At 71.7% G+C, this 15,158-nt stretch carries 15 protein-coding genes; 10 read left to right on the forward strand and 5 right to left on the reverse strand.

Features of this window, described 5'->3' with window-relative positions; genetic code table 11:
• Positions 1-24: 24 nt before the first annotated feature.
• The 3 genes from ACFWI4_RS13375 (at position 25) to ACFWI4_RS13385 (ending at position 2,094) form a co-directional block, all read left to right on the forward strand.
• Positions 25-1,257 (forward strand): alpha/beta fold hydrolase, encoded by a 1,233-nt coding sequence (locus ACFWI4_RS13375; protein ID WP_385404874.1) that lies wholly within the window; start codon positions 25-27, stop codon positions 1,255-1,257.
• Positions 1,223-1,756, forward strand: coding sequence for a tRNA (adenosine(37)-N6)-threonylcarbamoyltransferase complex ATPase subunit type 1 TsaE (gene tsaE, locus ACFWI4_RS13380; protein ID WP_387194723.1), 534 nt, complete (start codon positions 1,223-1,225; stop codon positions 1,754-1,756). Before ACFWI4_RS13375 ends, tsaE begins: the two co-directional genes overlap by 35 nt.
• 149 nt (positions 1,757-1,905) lie before the next feature.
• Complete coding sequence (locus tag ACFWI4_RS13385; protein WP_387194726.1) at positions 1,906-2,094, forward strand: hypothetical protein; 189 nt, start codon at positions 1,906-1,908, stop codon at positions 2,092-2,094.
• 98 nt (positions 2,095-2,192) lie between these two features.
• On the opposite strand, the gene ACFWI4_RS13390 is transcribed toward ACFWI4_RS13385, so the two are convergent.
• A complete protein-coding gene (locus ACFWI4_RS13390; RefSeq protein ID WP_387194729.1) occupies positions 2,193-2,750 on the reverse strand; it encodes a hypothetical protein in 558 nt (185 codons plus the stop codon).
• Positions 2,751-2,860: 110 nt separating this feature from the next.
• On the opposite strand from ACFWI4_RS13390, the gene tsaB reads away from it, so the two are divergent.
• Genes tsaB through ACFWI4_RS13410 form a run of 4 tightly spaced genes read left to right on the forward strand, consistent with a single transcriptional unit; the run spans position 2,861 to position 5,349 of the window.
• On the forward strand, positions 2,861-3,514 hold the full coding sequence (gene tsaB / locus ACFWI4_RS13395) for a tRNA (adenosine(37)-N6)-threonylcarbamoyltransferase complex dimerization subunit type 1 TsaB (RefSeq protein WP_385404886.1): 654 nt from the start codon (positions 2,861-2,863) through the stop codon (positions 3,512-3,514).
• A gap of 17 nt (positions 3,515-3,531) precedes the next feature.
• A complete protein-coding gene (gene rimI / locus ACFWI4_RS13400; RefSeq protein ID WP_385404909.1) occupies positions 3,532-4,005 on the forward strand; it encodes a ribosomal protein S18-alanine N-acetyltransferase in 474 nt (157 codons plus the stop codon).
• A complete protein-coding gene (tsaD, locus tag ACFWI4_RS13405) occupies positions 3,998-5,101 on the forward strand; it encodes a tRNA (adenosine(37)-N6)-threonylcarbamoyltransferase complex transferase subunit TsaD (protein ID WP_387194732.1) in 1,104 nt (367 codons plus the stop codon). Before rimI ends, tsaD begins: the two co-directional genes overlap by 8 nt.
• On the forward strand, positions 5,098-5,349 hold the full coding sequence (locus ACFWI4_RS13410) for a hypothetical protein (RefSeq protein WP_387194735.1): 252 nt from the start codon (positions 5,098-5,100) through the stop codon (positions 5,347-5,349). Before tsaD ends, ACFWI4_RS13410 begins: the two co-directional genes overlap by 4 nt.
• Positions 5,350-5,409: 60 nt before the next feature.
• Here ACFWI4_RS13410 and ACFWI4_RS13415 read toward each other — a convergent pair whose 3' ends face one another.
• The 4 genes from ACFWI4_RS13415 to ACFWI4_RS13430 are packed head-to-tail and all read right to left on the reverse strand — an operon-like array spanning position 5,410 to position 10,889.
• Positions 5,410-7,716, reverse strand: a complete 2,307-nt coding sequence (locus ACFWI4_RS13415; RefSeq protein WP_387194738.1) for a glycoside hydrolase family 3 N-terminal domain-containing protein — start codon at positions 7,714-7,716, stop codon at positions 5,410-5,412.
• 50 nt (positions 7,717-7,766) lie between these two features.
• Positions 7,767-8,666, reverse strand: a complete 900-nt coding sequence (locus ACFWI4_RS13420) for a carbohydrate ABC transporter permease (protein ID WP_387194741.1) — start codon at positions 8,664-8,666, stop codon at positions 7,767-7,769.
• 4 nt (positions 8,667-8,670) lie between these two features.
• Entirely contained in the window at positions 8,671-9,585 is a 915-nt protein-coding gene (locus tag ACFWI4_RS13425; RefSeq protein WP_385404899.1) for a carbohydrate ABC transporter permease, read from the reverse strand.
• Entirely contained in the window at positions 9,582-10,889 is a 1,308-nt protein-coding gene (locus tag ACFWI4_RS13430; protein WP_387194745.1) for an ABC transporter substrate-binding protein, read from the reverse strand. The genes ACFWI4_RS13425 and ACFWI4_RS13430 overlap by 4 nt, the downstream gene beginning before the upstream one ends.
• A 138-nt stretch (positions 10,890-11,027) precedes the next feature.
• Between ACFWI4_RS13430 and ACFWI4_RS13435 the strand changes: the two genes are divergently transcribed.
• The 3 genes from ACFWI4_RS13435 to ACFWI4_RS13445 all read left to right on the forward strand — a co-directional run bounded on the left by ACFWI4_RS13435 (position 11,028) and on the right by ACFWI4_RS13445 (position 15,109).
• Complete coding sequence (locus tag ACFWI4_RS13435) at positions 11,028-12,056, forward strand: LacI family DNA-binding transcriptional regulator (protein WP_387194748.1); 1,029 nt, start codon at positions 11,028-11,030, stop codon at positions 12,054-12,056.
• 519 nt (positions 12,057-12,575) lie between these two features.
• Positions 12,576-13,958, forward strand: coding sequence for an endo-1,4-beta-xylanase (locus tag ACFWI4_RS13440; RefSeq protein ID WP_387194751.1), 1,383 nt, complete (start codon positions 12,576-12,578; stop codon positions 13,956-13,958).
• A gap of 83 nt (positions 13,959-14,041) precedes the next feature.
• A complete protein-coding gene (locus tag ACFWI4_RS13445; RefSeq protein WP_387194755.1) occupies positions 14,042-15,109 on the forward strand; it encodes an LCP family protein in 1,068 nt (355 codons plus the stop codon).
• Positions 15,110-15,158: the final 49 nt, after the last annotated feature.

Consider the following 15,158-nt stretch of genomic DNA (forward strand, 5'->3'; position numbering starts at 1 on the left):
GGCCGGAGCGAAGAGGAGCGGGACGTGAGCGAGACCAGCGCGGAGGCCGTCGTGAGCGCGGCCTCGGCCGCCGCCTCCGCCGGGAACTGGCGCAGGGCCTCGGTCGCCGGGGCCGCGATAGGCGTGGTCGCCGCGGGCGCCGCGGCCGGGGTCGCGATCGAGCGGCTCACGGTCGGGCGGGGCATGCGCAAGAAGGCGCGGCTCGCCCTGGACTCGACCGGCCCGTACGGCACGCTGCGCGGAACGCCCGGCAAGGCGTACGCGGACGACGGCACCGAGCTGTACTACGAGGTCGACGAGGCCGAGCCGGAGACCTCGCTCGCCCCGCGCAGGCGCCGGCTCTTCGGCCGCAAGGCCCCCGCCCCCGTCACCGTCGTCTTCAGCCACGGCTACTGCCTCAACCAGGACTCCTGGCACTTCCAGCGTGCGGCGCTGCGCGGTGTCGTCCGCACCGTCCACTGGGACCAGCGCAGCCACGGCCGTTCCGGTCGGGGTGTGGCCCAGCTGGAGGACCGCAAGCCGGTCACGATCGACCAGCTCGGCCGCGACCTGCTCGCCGTCATAGAGGCGGCCGTGCCCGAGGGCCCGATCGTGCTCGTCGGGCACTCCATGGGCGGCATGACCGTCATGGCGCTCGCCGAGCAGTTCCCCGAGCTGATCCGCGACCGGGTCGTCGGCGTCGCCCTCGTCGGTACGTCGTCGGGCCGGCTCGGCGAGGTCAACTTCGGGCTCCCCGTCGCGGGCGTCGCCGCCGTGCGGCGCGTGCTCCCCGGGGTGCTGAAGGCGCTCGGGCAGCAGGCGGCCCTGGTGGAGCGGGGACGGCGGGCCACGGCCGATCTGTTCGCCGGGGTCATCAAGCGGTACTCGTTCGCCAGCCGGGACGTCGATCCGGCCGTCGAGCGGTTCGCCGAACGGATGATCGAGGGCACGCCCATCGACGTGGTCGCGGAGTTCTACCCCGCGTTCACCGAGCACGACAAGACCGCCGCCCTGGCCCGTTTCGCCGAGCTCCCCGTCCTCGTCCTCGCCGGGGTCAAGGACCTGGTGACGCCCAGCGAGCACAGCGAGGCCATCGCCGACCTGCTGCCGGACGCCGAGCTGGTCCTCGTCCCCGACGCGGGACATCTGGTCATGCTGGAACATCCCGAGGTCGTCATAGACCGCCTCGCCGACCTCCTCGTGCGCGCCGGAGCCGTGCCGGCAGGGGCTACCGTGGGCCCTTATGGAAGCACCAGCAGCAGCGCACAACCCGGCTGAGCCCGCCCAGGACGGCGTCGGCGCGCAGATCACCGTCAACTCGCCCGGACAGATGCAGGAGTTGGGCCGCAGACTGGCCAAGCTGCTGCGCGCGGGCGACCTCGTGATGCTGAACGGCGAGCTCGGCGCGGGCAAGACCACGCTGACCCGCGGACTCGGTGAGGGGCTCGGCGTGCGCGGAGCCGTCACCTCGCCGACCTTCGTCATCGCCCGCGTCCACCCCTCCCTCGGCGACGGACCGCCGCTCGTGCACGTGGACGCGTACCGCCTCGGCGGCGGGCTCGACGAGATGGAGGACCTCGATCTCGACGTCTCGCTCTCCGACTCCGTGATCGTCGTGGAGTGGGGCGAGGGCAAGGTCGAGGAGCTGACCGACGACCGGCTGCACGTGGTCATCCACCGGGCCGTCGGCGACACCACCGACGAGGTGCGGCACGTGACCGTCACGGGACTCGGGCGGCGCTGGGCGGCCGCCGACCTGACGGTGCTCGCGGCCTGACGGCGTCCCTCGCTCGTACATTCGGCCAACGTTTCCGACAGGTCGTCGGCAAAATATTGCGTTCCGTGTCCCGGCCGTGGTCACATGGACATCAGTACGTGGTTAGGTCTACCTAACCACGCTTGCCCCCGAAGCCCGAGGAGGCGTCCATGTCGGCAGCAGAGTCGGCTGAAGTGCCGGCTTCAGAACGTGACGTGCCGGCCGCGCCGCCGGCCACGGCCGGGGTGGCGATGCGGGATCTGCTGGCGGCGTGCGCGATGGCCGAGGCGGTCTCCAGGCCGCCCGCCCCGCCCCTGGGCGAACCGGTCACCGAGGAACGCCCCCGCAGGGCGGCCTGAGGCGGCCGACGCCGAGGCCCGGTTGCCGGGACGGCCGCGGAGTCAGGACAGCGGCGGTCGGGGGCGTGGAGTTCGGCGGTGCGATGGGGCCCCGCAGGTCACTTGACGACGACGACCTTGGCGCCCACGGTGGCGAACGCCCACATCGCGTCGCCGTCCGCCCGCGTGGCGCGGATGCCGCCGAGCTTCTTCCCCGGGTCCGGCGCCTCCGTGGTGCCGTCCACCGCGGCGCTGAAGCCGATGGCGATGCTGCTGACCTGCGTGAACCGTACGACGTGCTCGATCTGCGTGCCGTCGGACCCGGGGGTCAGGCCCGTCCGTGACGTGACGGCGTAAGAGCCGACGGCCGGGTCGACCGTGCCCGGGGTGACCTTGAAAGTGCGCTTCACCTTGTTGCCCGCGCCGACGAGCCACACCCGGTCGGTGCCGAGCGAGTAGACGACCCGCGCACCGGTGCCGGACGGGACCGGCAGCGCGTTCGGGTCCTTCTTGGCCGCCTTGGGCGTCTTGGGGGCGGAAGCCTTGGCCGAAACGGTTCCGCTCGGCTTGCCCAGGTCGTCCGGAACGTTCGCGTGTGCCTGGAAGGCGAGGAAGCCGACTGCCGCGAGCGCCGCCACGGTGAGCCCGGCCACGATTCCCGAGCTGCTCCTAGCCACCTTGTGTGCCCACCTCTCCACCTTCGTACGTCCTTGCGCTGACGGTAGCAGCCGAGGGACGGGAGTCCCGGGCGGCCTTGCTCCGGGCTCCGGCGCCGTAGGCTGTTTGCGTGCTCTTGCTCGCTCTGGATACCGCCACCCCCGCAGTGACCGTCGCCCTGCACGACGGCACGTCCGTCATCGCCTCGTCGAGCCAGGTGGACGCGCGCCGGCACGGAGAGCTGCTGCTGCCGGCAGTCGACCGGGTGCTCACCGAGGCAGGCCTCGGACTGGACGCCGTCACCGGCATCGTCGTGGGCGTCGGCCCCGGCCCGTACACGGGGCTGCGCGTCGGCCTCATGACCGCCGACACCTTCGGGGTCGCGCTCGGCGTGCCCGTGCACGGCGTGTGCACCCTCGACGGGCTCGCCCACGCGGCCGACGTGGAGGGACCGTTCGTCGTCGCCACGGACGCCCGCCGCAAGGAGGTCTACTGGGCCCGCTACGCCGACCGCCGTACGCGGCTGTCGGAGCCGGCCGTGGACCGTCCCGCCGAGATCGACGAGGCGGTCGCCGCGCTGCCCGCCGTCGGCGCGGGCGCCCTCCTCTACCCGGACACGTTCAAGGACGCCCGCGCGCCCGAGAACGTCTCGGCCGCCGCCCTCGCCTCCCTGGCCGCCGAACGGCTCGCCGCGGGTGAGGAGCTGGAGCCGCCCAGACCCCTCTATCTGCGCCGCCCGGACGCCCAGGTGCCCAAGAACTACAAGGTGGTCACCCCCAAGTGACCGTCGTGCTGCGCGAGATGCGCTGGTGGGACATCGATCCCGTCCTGGAGCTGGAGAAGGAACTGTTCCCCGTGGACGCCTGGTCCCGGGGCATGTTCTGGTCCGAACTGGCCCACTCCCGCGGGCCGGAGGCGAGCCGGCGCTATCTGGTCGCCTCCGACGGCGACCTGCTCGTCGGCTACGCCGGGCTCGCCGCCTCGGGAGACCTGGGTGACGTGCAGACGATCGCGGTGCGGCGGGACCAGTGGGGCACCGGCCTCGGCGGCCGGCTGCTCACCGAACTGCTGCGCGCCGCGAGCGACTTCGAGTGCGCCGAGGTGATGCTGGAGTGCCGCGTGGACAACGTCCGCGCGCAGAAGCTGTACGAGCGCTTCGGCTTCGAGCCCATCGGCTTCCGGCGCGGCTACTACCAGCCGGGGAACATCGACGCCCTGGTGATGCGGCTGCACGACCCATCGACCTCCGTACAAGGAACAGAGACCCATGGCTGACGAACCCCTCGTCCTCGGCATCGAGACCTCCTGCGACGAGACCGGCGTCGGCATCGTCCGCGGCCACACCCTGCTCGCCGACGCCATCGCGTCGAGCGTCGACGAGCACGCGCGCTTCGGCGGGGTCGTGCCCGAGGTCGCGTCCCGGGCGCACCTGGAGGCGATGGTCCCGACCATCCAGCGGGCGCTGAAGGAGGCGGGGGTGTCGGCCAGGGACCTGGACGGCATCGCGGTCACCGCGGGACCCGGGCTCGCCGGGGCGCTGCTGGTCGGGGTCTCGGCCGCGAAGGCGTACGCGTACGCGCTCGGCAAGCCGCTGTACGGCGTGAACCACCTCGCCTCCCACATCTGTGTGGACCAGCTGGAGCACGGCGCGCTGCCGGAGCCGACGATGGCCCTGCTGGTCTCCGGCGGGCACTCCTCGCTGCTGCTGTCCACCGACATCACCTCCGACGTACGGCCGATGGGCGCGACCATCGACGACGCGGCCGGCGAGGCCTTCGACAAGATCGCCCGGGTGCTGAACCTCGGCTTCCCCGGCGGCCCGGTCATCGACCGGTACGCCAAGGAGGGCGACCCGAACGCCATCACGTTCCCGCGCGGTCTCACCGGTCCGCGCGATCCGGCGTACGACTTCTCCTTCTCCGGTCTCAAGACCGCCGTGGCCCGCTGGATCGAGGCGAAGCGGGCGGCGGGGGAGGAGGTGCCGGTGCGCGACGTGGCCGCGTCCTTCCAGGAGGCCGTGGTGGACGTGCTCACCCGCAAGGCCGTCCGCGCGTGCAAGGACGAGGGCGTCGACCATCTGATGATCGGCGGCGGCGTGGCCGCGAACTCCCGGCTGCGGGTGCTCGCCCAGGAGCGCTGCGAGGCCGCCGGGATCCGGCTGCGGGTGCCGCGGCCCAAGCTGTGCACGGACAACGGGGCGATGGTCGCCGCGCTGGGCGCCGAGATGGTCGCCCGGAACCGGGCCGCCTCCGACTGGGACCTGTCGGCGGACTCCTCGCTGCCGGTGACGGACCCGCACGTGCCGGGGCGCGGGCACGCGCACGACCACGATCACGTGCACGAGGTGGCGAAGGAGAACCTGTACCCGTGACCGTCGCGGTGATGTGGGAGGCGCGGGCCGTCGCAGGCCGGGGCGAGGACCTGCTCGCCTGGGTGCGGGAGCAGAAGGTCCCCGGGCGGCCGGTGCGGCAGGAGGTCCTGCGGGCGCCCCAGGACCGGGTGCTCGTCATCACCTGGTGGGACGCGGAGTTCCACGCCGAGCTTCCCGAACTGCCGGATCCGGAAGGGGAGCTGGTGTCCCGGGCGGTGCACCGGTGGCGTTTCGAGTCGGTGGGCTGACCGCCCGGTACCGGGCCGGTGTCTTCCGTGTCCGCACGGGAGACACCGGCCCGAACCCGGTCAGGACACCCGCTCGACCTCGGTCTCGCAGCGCAGGCGCCGGTCGGTGCCCAACCGCCGTACGGGACCGGTCAGGTGCAGCCGGGCGGTGTGGCGCACGTCCGTGGCGGAGGCGGCGAGCCGCAGCTCCAGGGCGCCCGGTTCGACGATCCGGGTGCCGGCGCGGTCGGTGAACGCCGAGAGGTCCGCGTGGAAGCGGAAGGTCACCCGGCGGGCCTCGCCCGGCGCCAGCTCCAGCCGCTGATAGCCGATCAGCCGTACGTCGGGGCGGGTCACCGAGGCCACCGGGTCGTGCAGATAGAGCTGGACGACCTCGGCGCCCGCGCGGTCGCCGGTGTTGCGGACGGTCACCGCCACGTCGTACGAACCGTCCGTGCCGATCCCGGCCTCCGGCGTCTCGTCCGGTTCCCAGGCGAACGTCGTGTACGAGAGGCCGTGGCCGAACGGGTACAGCGGCGTCGGGTCCAGATTGCTGACCTCGCCCTTCAGGCCGAGCGGCGGCTGGAGATAGGTCCACGGCTGGCCGCCCGGGTCGCGCGGCACGCTCACCGGCAGCCGCCCCGAGGGGCCGACCCGGCCGGACAGCACGCCCGCCAGCGCGGGCCCGCCCTCCTCGCCGGGGAAGAACGCCTGGACCACGCCGCCGAGACCCTCACGCCAGCGGCCCAGCGCGTAGGGGCGGCCGGTGAGCAGCACCAGGACCACCGGGACCCCCGTGGCGACCAGGGCGTCGAGCAGTTCGCCCTGCACGCCGGGCAGCCCGAGGTCGGCCACGTCGCAGCCCTCGCCCGAGGTTCCCCGGCCGAACAGCCCGGCCCGGTCGCCCAGCACCGCCACGCACACGTCCGCCTCGGCGGCCCGTGCCACCGCCTCCTCGAACCCGGACCGGTCCGGCTCCGAGACCCCGCAGCCCTGCGCGAACGTCACCTTGGCGTCCGGCAGTTCGGCGCGCAGCGCGTCGAGCACGGTCGGGATGTCCACACCGGTCGGCACCTCGGGGTGGTGCGTGAGCACATGCGAGGGGAACGAGTAGCAGCCCAGCATCGCGAGGGGGTCGTCCGCGCGCGGGCCGACCACCGCGATCCGGGTGTCCGGGGCCAGCGGCAGCACGCCGTCGGCGTTGTCCAACAGGATCACCGACTCCTCGGCGAGCCTGCGGGCGAGCGCCCGGTTGCCCGCGGAATCCAGGTCGACCGGGCGGCCGGTCTCCGGCCGCCAGTCCTCGTCCAGCAGGCCGAGCTCGCACTTCTGGAGCAGCACCCGGCGGGCCGCCCGGTCGATCAGCGACTCGGCGACGGTGCCCGCGCGGACGGCGGCCACCAGCGGTTCGCCGTAGCACTTCAGGGTCGGCAGTTCGACGTCGATGCCGGCCTCCAGCGCCTTGTGCGCCGCCTCGGCCTCGCTGCCCGCCACCCGGTGCAGGCTCTGGAGGAAGCCGACGCCGAAGTAGTCCGAGACCACCGTGCCGGTGAAGCCCCACTCCTCGCGCAGCAGCTCGGTCAGCAGGGAGGGGTCGGCGGAGGCCGGGACGCCGTCGATGTCGTTGTAGGCGGCCATCACCGAACGGGCGCCGCCCTCGCGCAGCGCCATCTCGAACGGCGGCAGGGTGATGTCGGAGAGCTCGCGCACGCCGGCCCGCACCGGTGCCAGGTTCCGTGCGCCGGCCGAGGCCGCGTACCCGGCGAAGTGCTTGAGCGTGGCCACGATCCCGGCCGACTCCAGGCCCCGCACATAGGCGGTGGCGACGGTGCCGACCAGGTAGGGGTCCTCGCCGATCGTCTCCTCCACCCGGCCCCAGCGCAGATCGCGGACCACGTCCAGGACGGGGGCCAGGCCCTGGTGGACGCCGACCGAGCGCAGGTCGTCGCCGATGCGCCGGCCCAACTCCTCCACCAGGTCCGGGTCGAAGGCGGCGCCCCAGGACAGCGGGACCGGGTAGGCCGTCGCCCGCCAGGCCGTGAAGCCCGCCAGGCACTCCTCGTGGGCGACCGCGGGGATGCCGAAGCGGCCTGCTTCGGTGATCCGGCGCTGGGCGCGGGCCAGTGCCTGCGCGCCCAGCGCCGGGTCCACGGGGGCGGTGCCGAAGGAGCGCGTCAGCTGGCCGAGGCCGCGGGTGATCAGCTCGTCCCAGTCGTACGAGGAGGACATCTCGCTCTGGAGCGGGGCGACCCCGCCGCCGTCCGTGTCGGCGCCCACCCATACGCCGTACAGCTGGGCGGTCTTCTCCTCCAGGGTCATCCGGGAGAGCAGGTCGTCGACGCGGGTCGCGGCGGGCAGGGCGGTGTCGCGCCAGGGAGCGGTGGTCATGGAACTCCTGTCGGGGAAAAGGGGGTTCGGGCGCCCCTGGTCGTACACGTTCACTTGCCGCCCACGCCCATGAGGCCGCCGACGAGCGCGCGGCGGGCCACCAGGTACACGACGAAGATCGGGACGCCGGAGAGGACGACCGAGGCGAGGATCGCGGGAATGTTCACGCCGAACTCGCTCACGTAGTTGAACAGGCCGAGGGTGAGCACCCGCGGTCCGTCGGACTGGGTGAAGATCAGCGGGAAGAGGAAGCCGTTCCAGGCCTGGAGCGCCGAGAAGATGACGACGGTGCTGATGCCGCCCTTGGCCATCGGGATGACCAGCTGGAACAACATGCGCGTGGTGGAGGCGCCGTCCAGGGCCATCGCCTCGTACAGCTCCTCCGAGATGTCCCGCAGCGTGCCGGTGAGGATCAGTACCGACACCGGCATGGCGAACGCGGCCGTCGGCAGGACGATCGCGAGCAGGCTGTCGTAGAGGTTCAGCTTGGCGATCATCAGATAGAGGGGCACCACGACGGCCTGCGCCGGGATCGCCACGCCGAGGAGGAACAGCCGGAAGGCCGCCCCCGACCAGACGCCGCGGGTCCGCACGGCCACGTAGGACAGCGGGACGCAGAGCACGAGGACGATCAGGACGACCCCGGCCGCCGCCAGCACGGTGTTCCACAGCAGATGGCCGAAGCCGTTGTGCAGGACGGTGTTGTAGTTGTCCAGGGTCGGATGGGACGGCGGCCTCAGGGCGTTGTGGCCCAGGGCCTCGTCCTGGTGGGTGAGCGAGGCCGAGATCATCGCGTAGATCGGGACGATCACGACCGCCAGCCAGAGCAGCGCGCCGGCGCCGGCCAGCGGGTTGGCACGCCGGGACCAGGGCCGGCGGCGGCGCGCGGGCCGCTCGGCGGCCGGGGCGGAGTCCGTCCTCACGGGACGGGACAAGGTGTCGTGTGACATGCCGTCACATCCCTTCCCGGGTGCTGCGCATCGCGCCGAAGCCGGACAGCTTCACCATCAGCAGGGACAACGCGGTCGCGGCGAGCACCAGGAAGGAGGCGACGGCGCTCGCGTAGCCGAAGTCGTAGCTCTTGAAGCCCGCCTCGTACATCAGGTACGGCAGGATCGCCGTGTCGGTGCCCGGACCGCCCTGGGTGAGGATCAGGACCGTCTCGAAGTACGTCAGCGAACCGACGATCATCAGCACGCTCGACGTCGTAGCGGTGTTGCGCAGCTGCGGCAGGGTGATCGAGAAGAACTGCCGCAGCCGTCCGGCCCCGTCGATCGCCGCCGCCTGGTAGAGCACCTCGGGGATCTGCCGTGCCCCGCCCTGGTAGATCAGGGTGTGGAAGGGGATGAACTGCCAGCCGCCGACGAACACGATCGCGAGGAACGCGCCGCTGGTCGTGCCCAGGGTGTCGCGGTGGATGATGCCGAAGTTCGGGTCGAGCAGGGCGTAGAACAGCAGCGAGATCGCCGTCGACGACAGCAGGAACGGCACGAAGAAGATCGCCGAGAGCACCGCGCGGTTGCGCTGCCTGCCCGCCGCCCAGACGCCCAGCAGCAGCGAGATCACCGTCTGGAACGCCCAGCTGACCACGGTCAGCGCGACGGTGACCGTCAGCGACTGGCCCAGCCGGTCGTCGCTCAGCAGCTTGCGCCAGTTGGCCAGACCGGCCGGCCGCGGGTCGCCCAGGCCGTTCCACGTGGTGAACGACAGATAGAAGGCCAGGACCATCGGGGCCAGGGCGAAGAACGCGAAGAACAGGACGCCGGGAAGGGCCAGGACCGCGCTCGGGCGGCCGGCCCTGCCCCGCCGGGCGGAGCGGGGGCGGCCCGCGTCGCGACGCGGGCCGCCCTTGATCTGCGGGACGCTCACTTCAGCTCCTTGAGCGCCGCCACGAACTGCTCCGGCGAGGACTTGCCCACGAACAGCTTGTTGACCTCGGTGAGCATCGGCGTCGCCACGTTCGGGTCGACCGCCTGGTCCCAGCTCAGGGTGAACGCCGGGGCCTTCTGCACCATCTCGTACTGGAACTTGGCGAACTCCGGGTTCGGCGAGGCGTCCAGGAGGGTCGCCGCGTTCGAGGTGGCCGGGACGTCGCCGTTGGCGATGAGTTCCTTGGTGTACGCCAGGGAGGCGGAGTCCCGCAGGAAGGCGATCGCCGCGTCCTTGTTGGAGGTGTGGGCGTTCACCGACCAGTAGTTGGTGGGGTTGCCGACCACGTTGCGGATGTCGCCGGCGCCGCCCTCGATCTGCGGGAAGGCGCACCAGCCCAGGTTGTTCTTCGCGAAGTCGGGGAACTTGCCGAGCTGCGTGGAGTACTCCCACGAACCCATCAGGTGCATCGCCGCCTTGCCCTTGGCGAAGACCGCGGGCGCGCCGCCGTTGCCGTAGCCCACCGAGCTGTAGCCCTTGCCGAAGGCGCCGTCGTCGATCAGCTGCTTGACCGTCTGGGCGGCCTTGAGGACCGCCGGGTCGCCCCAGGCCGAGGCGTCACCGTTCTTGATCTTCTCGAAGACCTGGGGGCCGCCGATCCGGTCGACCAGGTACTCCAGCCACATGAGTTCGGGCCAGATGTCGGCCCCGCCGAGCGCGAACGGGGTGACGTTCGCCTTCTTCAGCTTGGCGTTGACGTCCAGCAACTGGGCCCAGGTGGTGGGCGGCTGGAGTTTGTGCTCCTGGAAGACGGACTTGTTGTAGAAGAGGATCACGGGCTGCATGCCGCGCATCGGCACGCCGTAGTTCTTGCCGTCCAGGCCGCCCGCGGCCAGCACCGACGGCAGGAATCCGCTCTTGAGCACCGGGTCGGACGCGATGACGTCGGTCAGGTCGACCAGCTGGCCGGCCTCCCGGTAGGCCTTGATGGAGCCGCCGCCCCAGTTGAAGAACACGTCGGGCGCGTTGGGGGAGCCCATCGCCGTGCGCAGCTTGGCCGGGTAGTCGGTGGCGGGCACCTTCTGGAGCTTGATCGTGCCCTTGGCCTTCTTCGCGGCGGCCGAGGCGTTGAACCGGTTCACCGACTTGACCTGGATCTTCGCCGCGTCGTCCCCGTAGACGAACGCGGTGAGCGTTCCGCCGGAGCCCGAGCCGCTGCCGGAGCCGCAGGCGGTGAGCCCGCCGACAGAGGCCAGCGCGACCGTGCCCGCGCCGAGGAACCAACGTCTGCTGTGGGACTCCATAGGACGGCACCTCTCGGTAGGCGCGAAGGATCGCCGATGATCCATCGCGAATGTTTCGAGTTATTTTTCGAATGTTCCGGGAACGTAAGGCGATCCGGTGGGTCCGTCAAGAGGTCGCGCAGAGATACGATCGCCGCCATGAAGCCTGGGAAGTCCGCAGAAGCACAGACGGCGACGCTGGCCGAGATCGCCCGGGAGGCCGGGGTGTCGGCTCCGACTGTTTCGAAAGTGCTCAACGGCCGTGCCGATGTCGCCCCCGCGACGCGCTCCCGTGTCGAGGAGCTGCTGCACGCGTACGGCTACCGGCGCCGCCGGGCCGAGGCTTCGCGCTCACCGCTGATCGACCTGGTCTTCCACGAGCTGGAGAGCGCCTGGGCGATGGAGGTCATCCGGGGGGTGGAGAACGTCGCCCGGGAGGCCGGGCTCAGCGTGGTGCTCTCCGAGTCCGCCGGGCGGCTCACCCCCGGCAGGACCTGGGCCGACCAGGTCGCCGCCCGCCGCCCGCACGGCGTGGTCCTCGTCCTCTCGGGCCTCGACGACTCCCAGCGCGCCCTGCTGACCAGCAGGTCCATCCCGTTCGTGGTGATGGACCCGGCGGGCGACCCGGGCGTCGACGTGCCCTCGGTCGGTGCCACCAACTGGCAGGGCGGCCTCGCCGCCACCCGGCATCTCGTCGAACTCGGCCACACCCGGATCGGCGCCATCAGCGGGCCCTCGCGGATGATGTGCAGCCGGGCCCGGGTGGACGGCTACCGGGCCGCGCTGGAGACGGCCGGGGTGCCCGTCGATCCCTCGCTGATCGTCGCCGGGGACTTCCACCACGAGGCCGGCTACCGCCTCGGCCTCGACCTGCTGCGCCGCCCCGACCGGCCCACGGCCGTGTTCGCCGGCAACGACCTCCAGGCGCTCGGTCTGTACGAGGCGGCCCGCGAGCTCGGGCTGCGCGTTCCGGAGGACCTGAGTGTGGTCGGCTTCGACGATCTGCCGGTGGCCCGCTGGGTGGGGCCGCCGCTGACGACCGTGCGGCAGCCGCTGACGGAGATGGCCGAGGCGGCGGCGAAGCTGGTGCTCGACCTGAGCCGCCAGGAGCGGCCCTCGGCGGGGACGCGGATGGAACTGGCGACGAGTCTGGTCGTGCGGAGCAGCACGGGGGCGCCTTCGGCGTGAGGCCGGTGTTGCGGGCTCCGGCTTCGGCCCGGTGGGTGGGTCGGGTCCGTGCCGGTGCATCAGGCCGTCGCCGTTGGGTGAGGTGTGGGCGTAGGTGGCGACGGCCATCGATGTACCGGCACGGCCCCGACGGTGCGATGCCGACTGCGGGTGCGTGCCTGTTTCGGCCGCCTTTCAGCTCCGGCCGGGGAAGGTTCAGGCCGGCCGGGTCACCTTTCGGCGCGGGGAAAGATTCAGCCCCTCCGGCGTTTGAGGAGCGGGGTCCGGGGCGGAGCCCCGGGGGTGGCCCTCTCCGGCCCGTCCTTTGGGTTCCGGGGGACATTCAGCCCCTCCGGCGTTTGAGGAGCGGGGGTCCGGGGGCGGAGCCCCTGGGTACGGGTCGGGTAGGGGCGGAGGGGGCGAAAAAAGTGGGGTGGGGCGACCCGGGGTCAGGAGGCCGTATTGACGGGTGGGGCGTCCCCCTCCACACTCCTGCGAAGTCAATCGGTTGGACGACCGAAACTTTCGGAGGCACCCGCCATGAGAACCTCCCGAACCCGTGTGAACAGACTCCGCCCCTTACGCCGCCGCGCCGCCGCCCTGTTCGCCGGAGCCGTGACCGTGGCCACCCTGCTGGCGGCCGGCACGACGGCCCACGCCGCAGGAGCCCCGCTGCGCGACCTCGCCGCAGCCAAGGGCAAGGCCATCGGCACGGCAGTCACCGGCTCCAAGCTGACCGGGACCTACGGCGACCTCGCCGGAGGCCAGTTCAGCTCGCTGACCCCGGGCAACGCGATGAAGTGGGGCACCGTCGAACCCACCCGGGGCAGCTACAACTGGGCCGAGGCCGACCAGATCGTCGCCTTCGCGCAGGCCCACAACCAGCAGGTACGCGGTCACACCCTGGTCTGGCACAGCCAGAACCCGACCTGGCTGACCAACGGCACCTGGACGACGGCTGAGCTGAGCGGCCTGCTCCAGGACCACATCACCACCGAAGTCACCCGCTACAAAGGCAAACTGGCCGCCTGGGACGTGGTCAACGAACCCTTCAACGAGGACGGCACCTACCGCTCCACCCTCTGGTACAACGGCCTCGGCTCCGACTACATCGCCCAGGCGCTGACCTGGGCCCACGCCGCAGACCCGGCCGCCAAGCTCTACATCAACGACTACAACGTCGAGGGCGTCAACGCCAAGAGCACCGCCCTGTACAACCTGGTCAAGTCCCTGAAGGCGCGCGGCGTCCCGATCGACGGCGTCGGCCTCCAGGCCCATCTCATCGTCGGCCAGGTCCCCGGCACCCTCCAGCAGAACATCCAGCGCTTCGCCGACCTCGGCGTCGACGTCGCGGTCACCGAGCTGGACATCCGGATGCAACTCCCGGCCGACAGCACGAAACTGGCGCAGCAGGCCGCCGACTACAAGGCCGTCTTCGACGCCTGCGTCGCCGTGGCCCGCTGCTACGGCGTGACCGTCTGGGGCTTCACCGACTCCGACTCCTGGATCCCGGACGTCTTCCCGGGCTACGGCGCGGCGACCCCGTACGACGAGAACTACGCGCCCAAACCGGCCTACGACGCCATCGCGGCCTCGCTCGGCGGAGGGACCACCACCCCGCCGCCCACGGGCGGGTGCACGGCGGTGTACAGCGTCCAGACCCAGTGGAACACCGGGTTCACCGGGCAGGTGCGCATCGCCTGCTCCGGCGCGGCGCTCTCCTCGTGGAAGGTGAACTGGACGTACGGCGCGGGACAGCAGATCACCCAGGCCTGGAACGCGAACTGCTCCCGGACCGGAGCGGCGGTGAGCTGCGCCAACGCCTCCTACAACGGGACCGTTCCGGACGGCGGTTCGGTGACGTTCGGGTTCAACGCCTCCTGGAGCGGGGCCAATCCGGTCCCCACGGTGACGCTCGGCTGAGAAGAATGAGATTTTCCGAAGAAAACCGTTCCGTGTCACCGTCCCTAACAGTCCCCTAATAATTCGGACTTACGTTCCTGTCCGTGACCGGACATGACGAGAACGGCGACGAGAGCGGACGGCGGGGCCGGCGGTCGCGCGTACTGAAGGCCGCCGGCCTCACCCTGGCGGGGCTGCTGGTGCTCGGCGCCGGCACCGCGGGCTGGGCGTACTGGCATCTGAACCAGAACATCAGAAGCGTCGACATCGACGGCGCGCTCGGGGACAACCGGCCGGCGCGGGCGGTGGTGACGCCTTCGCCCGAGGCGTCCGCCCCGGCCTCGGCGTCCGCGTCGCCGCTGCCCAGCGGCGCCCTCAACATCCTGGTCCTAGGCTCCGACTCGCGCAGCGGCAAGGCGAACGCGAAGCTCGGCGGGGGAAGCAGTTCCGGGGCGCGCTCCGACACGGCGATGGTCGTGCACATCGACGCGGGGCGCACGGGCGCCACGGTCGTCAGCATCCCGCGGGACACGCTGGTCACCCGTCCGTCCTGCCCGCTGCCGTCCGGGGGTTCGACGTCGGTGGCCTACGGCGCGATGTTCAACAGCGCCTACTCGGTGGGCGGACCGGTGTGCGCCGTGAAGACGGCCGAGGCGGTCACGGGCGTCCGGATGGACCACTACATCGAGATCGACTTCTCGGGCTTCGCGAAGCTGGTGAACGCCCTCGGCGGGGTCACCGTCACCACAGGCCGGGACATCGACGACGACAAGAGCCATCTGCACCTCAAGGCCGGCACCCACCATCTGGACGGCAAGCAGGCCCTCGCCCTGGCCCGCACCCGGCACGGCATAGGCGACGGCAGCGACCTGGGCCGGATAGGCCTCCAGCAGAAGCTGGTCAAGGCGCTGCTGGAACAGATCTCCTCGGCCGGCCTGCTCACCGACCCCGCCAAGCTCTACGAGGTCGCGAACGCGGTGACCGGCAGCCTCACGACGGACACGGGACTGGACTCGCTCGGCAAACTGACGCGACTCGGCCAGAGCCTGAAGTCCCTCTCGTCCGACGAGGTCAAGACGGTGATGATGCCGGTCGTGGCGGCTCCCTCGGACCACAACCGGGTGATCGCGGACGAACCGGAGGCGAGCGACCTCTGGGCATCGCTCGCGTGACCCGAGGGCTTCGCGGGGCTCCGCCGTCCGACCCCCTCACCCCGCCGGG

Source organism: Streptomyces sp. NPDC127038 (assembly GCF_042725875.1).
Taxonomy (GTDB): Bacteria; Actinomycetota; Actinomycetes; order Streptomycetales; family Streptomycetaceae; genus Streptomyces.

Excerpts from the sequence above, each read along its gene's own strand:
- tsaE (WP_387194723.1), top strand. The coding sequence starts at position 1,223 with ATGGAAGCACCAGCAGCAGCGCACAACCCGGCTGAGCCCGCCCAGGAC.
- ACFWI4_RS13385 (WP_387194726.1), top strand. The coding sequence starts at position 1,906 with ATGTCGGCAGCAGAGTCGGCTGAAGTGCCGGCTTCAGAACGTGACGTG.
- rimI (WP_385404909.1), top strand. The coding sequence starts at position 3,532 with ATGCGCTGGTGGGACATCGATCCCGTCCTGGAGCTGGAGAAGGAACTG.
- tsaD (WP_387194732.1), top strand. The coding sequence starts at position 3,998 with ATGGCTGACGAACCCCTCGTCCTCGGCATCGAGACCTCCTGCGACGAG.
- ACFWI4_RS13415 (WP_387194738.1), bottom strand. The coding sequence starts at position 7,716 with ATGACCACCGCTCCCTGGCGCGACACCGCCCTGCCCGCCGCGACCCGC.
- ACFWI4_RS13420 (WP_387194741.1), bottom strand. The coding sequence starts at position 8,666 with ATGTCACACGACACCTTGTCCCGTCCCGTGAGGACGGACTCCGCCCCG.
- ACFWI4_RS13430 (WP_387194745.1), bottom strand. The coding sequence starts at position 10,889 with ATGGAGTCCCACAGCAGACGTTGGTTCCTCGGCGCGGGCACGGTCGCG.
- ACFWI4_RS13435 (WP_387194748.1), top strand. The coding sequence starts at position 11,028 with ATGAAGCCTGGGAAGTCCGCAGAAGCACAGACGGCGACGCTGGCCGAG.
- ACFWI4_RS13440 (WP_387194751.1), top strand. The coding sequence starts at position 12,576 with ATGAGAACCTCCCGAACCCGTGTGAACAGACTCCGCCCCTTACGCCGC.